This is a genomic window from Microcoleus sp. AT9b-C3 (assembly GCF_036705485.1).
GTDB lineage: Bacteria > Cyanobacteriota > Cyanobacteriia > Cyanobacteriales > Microcoleaceae > Microcoleus.
Genome location: NZ_JAUBUR010000076.1, coordinates 1 through 8,988, shown reverse-complemented (window position 1 = coordinate 8,988; position 8,988 = coordinate 1). Strand labels below are relative to the sequence as shown.

Genomic DNA, 8,988 nt, shown 5'->3' with positions numbered 1-8,988 from the left:
AGGGTATCGGGATATAGCTAAATCTCAACTAAGAGCTGCACAACAGCCTCAGACTCCTTACTCTGGGGGTCAACAACAGAGGGTAAGTGGAACAGCCTTTCAAGGTGGGGGTTACAGTTTGCCTGCACCGCGCTAACGTTCAAACTTAACAGCGCTTGTTTAGCATTTAACTAGACAAGCGTTAAGAAATGTTCGGCGTTCGGTAGACTACCTTTGGTTCCGATTTCTCGGCGAACTCTGTTTTTTGCCCTGGCAGGTGTCGCCAGCTTAAGTAATTCCGTTTTATTGAAAAAGTGCGAGAAATCGCACAAGAATCGCTGGAGGTGTACAAGTTTCGTCCACTTGCTATTGGGAGCCTAAGTATTTGCAATGAATCAAACTGATTAACCGTGCTTAACTATATAAAATATTTATTTATTTAAATATTCCTTTAAAGCCTCTTCAACCTGTCGCCAAATAGTAGTTTTTTCGTCTAGCGCTCGCTGTTTCAAGGTGGCGTAAAGGTCGTCAGATATTTTTACGGTCAGGAATGAAAAAGCCATAATGTCCTGTCGTCAGAAATAAATATTTAAATAATTATTGCAGATTTTCCTTTTTTCCAGCAACTGACGAAACCCTTGTAGCAAAGCGGTCGTCGAATGCTTTTACCTTTAAACCCGACGAGTGAGTTTTTTTTCGTTTCCGGTTCGTTTTCGGGCTCCAAGGGCGCTAGATTGTGGCACGTCAAAATGCGCTCCAAATCCAAAGAGGATTTAGAAAACTGGGCTTAGCCAATAAAATTTACAAATCTAAATGGTTGAACTTGCGCTTGAAGGGATAGTCAAGTTGCGTCAGGAAATAACTTCCGTCTTGCAAGGCGGAAGTTATTCAAAAGTTGTAAGGTTTGAATTTTTAACAATCGTTTGCACAGGAAAGATAGACATGATAAGGTATTAACTAGGCTACTACAGCCAAAAAAAAAGACCTCCAACCAAGTTCAGAGTCTGCCTTGTAAACTTACTCTGGCTTGGTACTAGGTCTTTGACCAAAATAAAACTTAAGTTCAATCTATCATGAATACTCTTGATACAGCAAGCTTTCTTACTGAGTGCGTGCTTCTGCCAGAGCATCTGCAAGAATTGCTGGCATCTAGCCCGCCCGATGTGCCTTTCGAGATAAAACTTCCCTTCTTCATGGGAAACTGGCACACAGAAAGAGGCGCAGAACTTTTTGAGACACTCAACCCAAAAGTCACGGCGACACAAAGTAGCACGGGAGTGCCTAAGAAAGTACGCGCAAAACTAGACGACTGTATTGAGTCAGTGGCGTTAGTCTGTCACGGACGCGCCAAAGTTACTAGCGGGCCGCTAGCCAAAAAAGGTAAATATTTAAATGCAAGTGGATACTACGCCCAAGATGGGCGATACATCCATATCGCAACTAGACCGACTTTTTTACTGCCGACTCTGGCTATATGGGACTTAGTAGCCAAGCGCTACGGTGTTGCTATTCCTGAGAATCCAGAGTTAGTCGGCCCGTGGGGACTTGCGATCAAATTTTGGGACTGGGTACGGGACAACAACATTCCCGTCAAGCCTGAAGAAGGGGAAAAAAAGGCAGGATGCTCAATGCTTCTGGGATATGCCGCTATCTCCCTCAATGGCATCTGGATGGGCCGGCGGGTGATTTGTCGAGAATCCGATGGCAAAAGGATCGGTGAAAAATTACACGAAGATTTACAGGAATTCGACACGCCAGGACGCGAAATTATTTTCGGTTTCGACTACCGTCCTGGAAATTACTTTCAGTCCGTAGAATTCAAAGCGGCACGCGCAACGGCCGAACTGTTGCAAAATGCGATCGCCAAAATTGCCATACTACCGGGCCCCGAAAAAGGCACTGACGACTTCGTGGTCGCTGGTGGAGATATTGACACGGTGATGTTGGCCGCCAGAAGCATTGATGAAATTCTGAAGCAATTTCACTCGTGGCTCGGCAAGGAAACCAGAAAAAAAGCTTGGGCCTTGACTCACCCGATCGCGTGGGAGTGTAACCAGCAATATCTTGATATTCCTTACCCTGACTCAGGACTCATCTGTGTAAAATCTCCCAAAGGTTCAGGGAAAACCCACGCACTCAGAAAACTAGCGGCCAAAGCTCAAGCCGAAAACCGCAAAGTTTTAGTCCTCACCCACAGGATTGTTTTGGGACGGGCAATCTGCCAGCGTGTCGGAATTCCTTGGATCGAAGAAATGAACAGCGACGGCGATCGCAAAATTGAAGGCAAAGCTCTGGGTCACGGACTCTGCATCGACAGCTTGCACCCAACGTCTCAAGCATTTTTCGATCCGCTAGCTTGGAAAGGTGCGCTGATTATTTTTGATGAAGTTGAGCAAGTTTTCTGGCACACACTGAACTCGGCAACTTGCCGGGAACATCGCCAAGCAATTCTTGCAAGTCTCAAGCTTTTACTGCAAACCGTGCTGAGTTCTAGTGGCCAACTCGTTTTGCAAGATGCTGATTTAAGTGACTACAGCATCGACTTTGTTCGCGAACTTTCTGGGATTGATGTCGCCCCGTGGATTGCCGTGAATCACTGGCAACCGTCTGAGCCGTGGGAAATACTGTTTTACGATACCCACCACATCAAGGGCCAAACTCAAGATAATCCATCAGGCCTTCTCAAAGATTCAGTCGATCAGGTAACTTGTGGGGGCAAAATCTGGGTTAGCACCGATTCTCAAAAAGCCAAGAGCAAATACGGCAGTAAGAATTTAGAAAAATATTACCGATCGCGCTTGCCTGGCAAGAAAATCCTCAGAATAGACGCTGAGACTGTAGCTAATCCTGAACACCCAGCTTACCAATGCGCTGAGAAAATCAACGAACTAGCGGCGCTCTACGATATTGTGATTTGTTCGCCGTCGCTGGCAACTGGTGTGTCTGTTGACTTGCGGGGGCATTTTACCGCCGTGGTTGGCATCTATCAAGGTGCAACCTCTGATAACGAAGTTCGACAGTCTCTGGCACGGGTACGCGAACCGGTGCCAAGGCTTGTCTGGTGCCGCCAGATTGCTGTAGGAAAAGTTGGCAACGGGGAATCAAATTACAAGGCAGTCGCCACATCTAAAGAGAAAGATTGCCGCTATAACTTGGCACTGCTCAAAGATTTTGAGTTTGACCTCGACAAAGCTTACAACCCAGTAGTTTTGAAATCTTGGGCACAGTACGCGGCCCGAATAAATTCGTCAATTTGGGAGTTCCGGGAAGCTGTGCGAGATGGGCTTGAGGCAGAAGGACACAACATCACAAATTGCGGGGATGATGACCGCGATACCGCTGGGGAAATTAAGTCGCTAAGAATTCTCAGTCAGGTTGAGGAAGCTGTCGCCGTGGCAGAAGCCGAGGATATTGATCGCGAGGAATTCCAGAAGCTAGAACAGCAGCGCAGCAAAACCGATACAGAACGGCATCAAGAGGAAAAATTTAGACTGAAGGAAATTTACAAAGTAGAAGTTACCCCCGAACTGCGACAGCTTCATCAAGACCGCTGGTATGGAAAAATTCACCTCGATTACCTTCTCAACCACAACGAAGATTTTGTTTTGATGCGCGATCGCAAAAGTATCGACTCTCAGATTAAGAGTGGCGACGGGCAACTGTGTCTGCAAGATATCCGGCAACTCACAGGCAAGCTGAGAGTTCACCAAACTTTAAATACTTTGCAGTTCTGCAACCCCACAAAAGAATTTCACAACAAATCGCCAGAGGTTCTTGAATTTGTAGGCAAAGCTTTAAGAGCTGCGACTGACATCAAAATCTTGACGGGAATCACCGTATCGCCAAAGAAAGCAGCAGAGAATCCGATCGGAATCGTACTGAGCTTTCTTGGTCAACTAGGACGTGGCAAACATTCGAGCGAACAGCGTCGCGTCGGTGAGGAGCGGGTGAGGTTTTATAAGTTTGGTGGCGCTGCGTCGGTGAACGTGTTCGACAGCGCTGGCAACAAAGTTAAGGAGCCTGAAGGTTTGCGATCGCAGATTTTTGAGTTCTGGAAAGAACGGGATGAACTCGCTTTGTTTGAATTCCAGCAGAACGGCATCGCAGCGGTTGAGTCTGATGTCACAGTAGACCTCAAATCGGCTTGCAGTAAGGGTTCCTATCAAAACACCCCCCCCCAAGCTCAATTTGTCACACATCGGACTATAGATATAGATAAAACACCTAGTGTGACAACAGACTCAACCATTGGAACGCTACCAGAACGAACAGAACCACACCCCATAGGAAGAGCGGCGAGGGTGCAACGCTGGGGACAATGGGTGCGCGCTTCCTTCTTGGCCGCGACAGACGGCGCTCAATATCGGATGTTGGTAGAGAAAGTTGGGGGAGTTTGGGATGAGGTGCTTGCATGGCCACATCAAATCGAATGGGAGGGACAGACTTTCTAACATCTATCTCAATAGTTAGAATGTTGGGGCTGATTTAGGTGATCTAATGACTGTCATTCCGTTCCCCAGCCGCGGCCCTCGACTTCTGAAAGTTAGAGAGTCTGTTTCCCCGCCCCCAAAAACTAGCTCCAACAGGAGGACATACTTGGAAGTTCGCGATCGGGAGTATTTGTTTGAGGATGAAGTGGAGGCGATGATCAAGGCGGCTCGGAAAGGCCGCTGGGGACATCGCGACTCTACGCTAATTTTGATGGGCTATCGGCACGGGCTGCGGATATCGGAGTTGGTGAACTTGCGCTGGCAGCAGATTAATTTGAAGACTGCTCACATTCACGTCCGGCGGTTGAAAGGTTCGCGACCGTCGGTGCATCCGTTAGCCGGTGAGGAAATGCGATCGCTCAGGCAGTTGCAGCGGGACTTCCCTGATTCCCCCTACTTGTTCAATTCAGAGCGTGGCGGGCCGATGACCCCAGACGCGGCAAGGAAGATGATCCGCAAGTCTGGGGAAGGAGCACAGCTTCAATTCCCGGTACATCCCCATATGCTTCGCCACGGCTGCGGATACTACTTGGCCGCTAAGGGCATTGACACCAGGGCAATTCAAGATTATCTGGGTCATGCCAACATTCACCACACCGTGAGGTACACGCAGCTAGCACCCCAGAGATTTGAAGGGTTTTGGGATGATTGATAGCCACCGCCTGGGGCCTCGTAAAATTTGGGCGGTGGTTTGCTTGACTGGTATGTTGCCACTATAACCTAGTATTGTACTCAGTGCAATACTGGAAACATACAATTAACTTATAGTGTGTTACCAATGAGCTTTGAATAACTTATAGTGTGTTACCCCTCAATAGATATGGTAAATTGGTATTGTACCGACCAAGTGAGTAACACACTATGGCAACAGACAAAAAGCATATCGCCGTATACCTCGATCCGGCTGTAGAGCAAGCATTGACAGAGTTTTGCACCGCTAACGGGATGGAATCTAAGAAAGGGCCGATGTATTCGGCTGCGGTAAATCGCGCCTTAACACAATACTTTCAGCTAGTAAGTAGCTTACCGGATAACACACTTGACAACACACCTAGTACCACACTCGATAACACACTCGCACAACGGCTGGCGGAAATCGAGGAAAGGCAGGCAAAGCAAGATGTAGAGATGGAGGAATTGCGGGGAAAATTGAGGGCCTGAGTGAATCGCCCACAGACTCACTCAGGCCGCAGGAATTGGAGGAAGTGCGATCGCAAATGGAGAATGAATCGCTCAAGCAAGAGCTGGCACAGACAAAGGAAAGCCACGCCGCACAGGCCTCGATCATTGCAGATGGTAGAGAGCGGGAATGGAAGCTAGAGGCAGAGATTGAGAATCTAAAATCTAAAATCCAAAATCTAGAATCTCAGCTTGCTGATCGAGATGCAGAACTTGCAGCAGTGGCAGCCGATCGAGCCGACCTTGCCCAATTCAAGAAAGAGGCAAAGGAAGCTGCGGCAGAGGTGCACCGGGAGGGAATGGCTATTAAGGCGCTTGAGACTCAATGGCAGCAGCAACTGAGTGACGCCAGAGGCGAGCTAGCCGATGCTAAGGCAACCATCCTCAATCAAAACGACAAGATTCGGGAATTGGAGCGCGGGTATAGCTTAAAGCCCAATCCCGCAGACGAAGCGGTGATGAGGGAACAGAGGCTAGAAATAGGGAATTTAAGGGCCGAACTGGCAGACCTGAAGCAGAATTCAGCACTGATCGCGATCGAACTGCCTGACTTGAAAACTGTTCACGCGATTTACAAGACAGAGAGAAAGCCGGGCCGAACTTTTACCATCACCGAACTGAAGCCCTTTTATGCCGCTATCCTAAAAGCGTTAACCCCTAACAAGGGAAATTAGGAATATTTCTTGCCCTGGCTCAGTCCAGGGCTTTCCCAAAGTGTCCGAAATTTCGGACATTTTTTGAATCGATTTGAGTAGGTTTGAATCGATTTGAATCGATTCGGAATCAATTTGAATCGATGTTGACAAATAACTGCAAACCTGCGATCGTTAGTAACTAAGGAAGATTGATGCGCGACTGATTAGCGATTGAGCCCGCTAACCAAGTCACGACTTCTCCAAACGTTCTCTTTCAACGATTGGAACTTAAGAATTATGGCACATCTAGACGCCCAGATGAGTCGAGACCTACTTTCTCGACGGGGTTTTCATTCGAGGATGGTGGCTGCTGCTGCATCCTTAACGACATTGCGAACTGTAACAATTCCCAGCAAATATCCCGCACCTTCATTTGCGATCGGTGACACGGTAGCTGACACTTGGATTGACGAGTCTGAGGTAGATCATACCGAAGTAGGCGAAATAGTCGGCATTTGCTGGCATCCCATAAATCAGCGATGGGAATATCACATCAATTGGTTATCTGGCAAAGGCCCCGATAACTTATACCCATGTTTTGATGGGCATCTCACCTCACACGAGGTCGGAGCCGAACTCAGGCTAGTAGAGAAGGGTTAGCAAGCACTGGTGGAGACTCCACCACCTCTCCACCACCTCTCCACCACCTCTCCACCACCTCTCCACCACCTCAAAGCCTTGCTGTATCAACTCCACCAGCAACCGCACCAACCGCACCAACCGCACCAACGGTGCTTATTAATCAATTAGAAATCATGCAAGCCATAACCCCAGAACTCAAGAACTTACTGGTACAACTGTCACAACAGTTACAAAACGAGAAAGAAAAAATCCCGCCACTCCTTGAGATTTGGGACGCTTGGGTTTCAACCTTAGATATATCAGCTCAAACCAAATCCGATCATTACGCAATCTTGCGACGCCAAATAGTGAAGGCTGGCAATCCGTCCAGTGATGATGTTGCTTGGTTTGTTAACCAAAAGTTAGCACCAGCAACTTACAACAAAAAGCTTGGCTATTTGAGAAGCTGCGGAACTTGGGCGAAAGAGGAAGGATTGTTGCCCTACAATCCCTGGTTAAAACTGAAATCTCGCAAGGGTACTAAGGAAATTATCAAGCCTTTCTCACGGGATGAAGCGGCCAGAATAATTGCTGGTTTTGACAAAAGTTACCCAGCTTGGAGCCCTTTTACAAAGTTCCTGTTTTTGTCAGGTTGCCGACTTGGCGAGGCGATCGGACTTCGCTGGCAGCACATAGATTTTACTCGCAGGGAAATTTGCATCTGCGAGTCTTTGTCTCAGCGCAAAGACGGAAACGGGTACGAACGAGTCAGGAAGTGTACCAAAACTGGGAGCGTCCGATTCCTGAAAATTAACGCAGAACTGGGCAAACTTTTTGAACAAGTGAAACCTACCAACATCCATCCTGACGAGCTAATTTTCAAGAATCCAACAGGCACAAGCCACATAGATGCGAACAACTTTCGCGATCGCTGGAAAAAAGTGCTGAGCGCTGCGGGCATCCCGTACCGACGCCCGCACATTATCCGGCACAGCTTCGCATCCCACGCGATCGACCAGGGATGCCCACTAACGGGGGTGGCATATTTACTGGGGCACTCAGATACAAGGATGGTGGCCACCACCTACGGACACCTAGTCAACCGCCCTGAGCTGCCCTCTATTTTTGAGTAGTTCCTTCACTTCTACTTCTTATACTTCAATGTTCGAGAAGTATACGAAGTAGAAGTGAAAAACACTTCGATTACTACTCTCTGAATTGAAGTGCCGGAAGTGCAATCCGAAGTGACATCAGAAGTAAACGAAGTGCCACTAGGCAAGAATTCTAGCGATTCTGGCAGTAATACTTCACTACTTCCAGAAGATGCACAAAAGACCGCATTATCGAACGTTTCAAGACTTTTGAGCGAAGTAGGAAGTGCTTCGCCCGAAGCACTTCAACTAAAACGTTGTTCTCTAGTGGGTTCAGCGGTTCAGATGTTGGTTTAACAAGCGATAATGGAGGTACACAAATCTAGGAAAAAAATGGCACAAGCATTCACTAACCCACCGATAACCACGCCTATTTACAACCAGCAGCAAGCTACTCGATTAGGATTAGGAGATTTTTCATCAACTGTAAACCCCTCCGGGCCGGGAGGCGCTGGGACATTCAATGGAGGACTAAATCCATCAATGTTCGGCCCTGGAACGGGGATGGGAGCAAACGGGAATATTTACCCGCTGGGGCAAACCGCAGCTTACACGCGGATCTACGCAATTGTGCAAAGCGGGGAACCTATTATAGTAAACCCGGAAACAGGGGAACCATACCCCCCTGGGTATATTCCAACAATTCAAGATCCAAACACTAGGGAAGGTTGGCAGTTTGGAGATTCTTGGAAAGAAATAATGGAAATAACTGATGCAAAGTCTGCGGAGTCTTGGAGGCAGACGAAAGAAATTGCTTTGCGACCAGGGGAAGAAGCTACGGCGAAAAAAGTTGCACAATACAGAGGAGATTTTGATAGTGCAGTACAAAAATTAACGCGGCAAGGTGCAGAAAAAGTCTACGGGCCAAATAACGAAACTCTCAAAAACATTGATCAGCGAGAGCAAGGGTATCGGGATATAGCTAAATCTCAA

Annotated in this window: 9 protein-coding genes; 8 read left to right on the top strand and 1 reads right to left on the bottom strand. The window is 47.7% G+C overall.

Going from position 1 to position 8,988, the window contains the following annotated elements; translation table 11 throughout:
* Nucleotides 1-410: 410 nt before the first annotated feature.
* Nucleotides 411-542, bottom strand: a complete 132-nt coding sequence (locus QUB77_RS30850) for a hypothetical protein (RefSeq protein ID WP_333180820.1) — start codon at nucleotides 540-542, stop codon at nucleotides 411-413.
* A 510-nt stretch (nucleotides 543-1,052) separates the two neighbouring features.
* Between QUB77_RS30850 and QUB77_RS30845 the strand changes: the two genes are divergently transcribed.
* The 8 genes from QUB77_RS30845 to QUB77_RS30810 form a co-directional block, all read left to right on the top strand.
* A complete protein-coding gene (locus QUB77_RS30845) occupies nucleotides 1,053-4,430 on the top strand; it encodes a plasmid replication protein, CyRepA1 family (RefSeq protein WP_333180819.1) in 3,378 nt (1,125 codons plus the stop codon).
* Between the two features lie 46 nt (nucleotides 4,431-4,476).
* Nucleotides 4,477-5,121, top strand: coding sequence for a tyrosine-type recombinase/integrase (locus QUB77_RS30840; RefSeq protein WP_333180818.1), 645 nt, complete (start codon nucleotides 4,477-4,479; stop codon nucleotides 5,119-5,121).
* A 209-nt stretch (nucleotides 5,122-5,330) separates the two neighbouring features.
* Nucleotides 5,331-5,630, top strand: a complete 300-nt coding sequence (locus tag QUB77_RS30835) for a hypothetical protein (RefSeq protein ID WP_333180817.1) — start codon at nucleotides 5,331-5,333, stop codon at nucleotides 5,628-5,630.
* A 56-nt stretch (nucleotides 5,631-5,686) separates the two neighbouring features.
* Nucleotides 5,687-6,322 carry a hypothetical protein gene (locus tag QUB77_RS30830; protein WP_333323702.1) on the top strand — a complete coding sequence of 212 codons (636 nt, stop codon included), beginning with the start codon at nucleotides 5,687-5,689 and terminating at the stop codon, nucleotides 6,320-6,322.
* Between the two features lie 258 nt (nucleotides 6,323-6,580).
* Complete coding sequence (locus tag QUB77_RS30825) at nucleotides 6,581-6,943, top strand: hypothetical protein (RefSeq protein ID WP_333180815.1); 363 nt, start codon at nucleotides 6,581-6,583, stop codon at nucleotides 6,941-6,943.
* A gap of 155 nt (nucleotides 6,944-7,098) precedes the next feature.
* Complete coding sequence (locus QUB77_RS30820; RefSeq protein ID WP_333180814.1) at nucleotides 7,099-8,037, top strand: site-specific integrase; 939 nt, start codon at nucleotides 7,099-7,101, stop codon at nucleotides 8,035-8,037.
* A gap of 111 nt (nucleotides 8,038-8,148) precedes the next feature.
* Nucleotides 8,149-8,352, top strand: coding sequence for a hypothetical protein (locus QUB77_RS30815; RefSeq protein WP_333180813.1), 204 nt, complete (start codon nucleotides 8,149-8,151; stop codon nucleotides 8,350-8,352).
* 36 nt (nucleotides 8,353-8,388) lie between these two features.
* The coding region (locus tag QUB77_RS30810; RefSeq protein WP_333180812.1) for a hypothetical protein at nucleotides 8,389-8,988 on the top strand (600 nt) is incomplete at its 3' end.

Coding starts and splice junctions, on each gene's coding strand:
- QUB77_RS30850 (WP_333180820.1), bottom strand. CDS start 542: ATGGCTTTTTCATTCCTGACCGTAAAAATATCTGACGACCTTTACGCC.
- QUB77_RS30845 (WP_333180819.1), top strand. CDS start 1,053: ATGAATACTCTTGATACAGCAAGCTTTCTTACTGAGTGCGTGCTTCTG.
- QUB77_RS30840 (WP_333180818.1), top strand. CDS start 4,477: ATGACTGTCATTCCGTTCCCCAGCCGCGGCCCTCGACTTCTGAAAGTT.
- QUB77_RS30835 (WP_333180817.1), top strand. CDS start 5,331: ATGGCAACAGACAAAAAGCATATCGCCGTATACCTCGATCCGGCTGTA.
- QUB77_RS30830 (WP_333323702.1), top strand. CDS start 5,687: ATGGAGAATGAATCGCTCAAGCAAGAGCTGGCACAGACAAAGGAAAGC.
- QUB77_RS30825 (WP_333180815.1), top strand. CDS start 6,581: ATGGCACATCTAGACGCCCAGATGAGTCGAGACCTACTTTCTCGACGG.
- QUB77_RS30820 (WP_333180814.1), top strand. CDS start 7,099: ATGCAAGCCATAACCCCAGAACTCAAGAACTTACTGGTACAACTGTCA.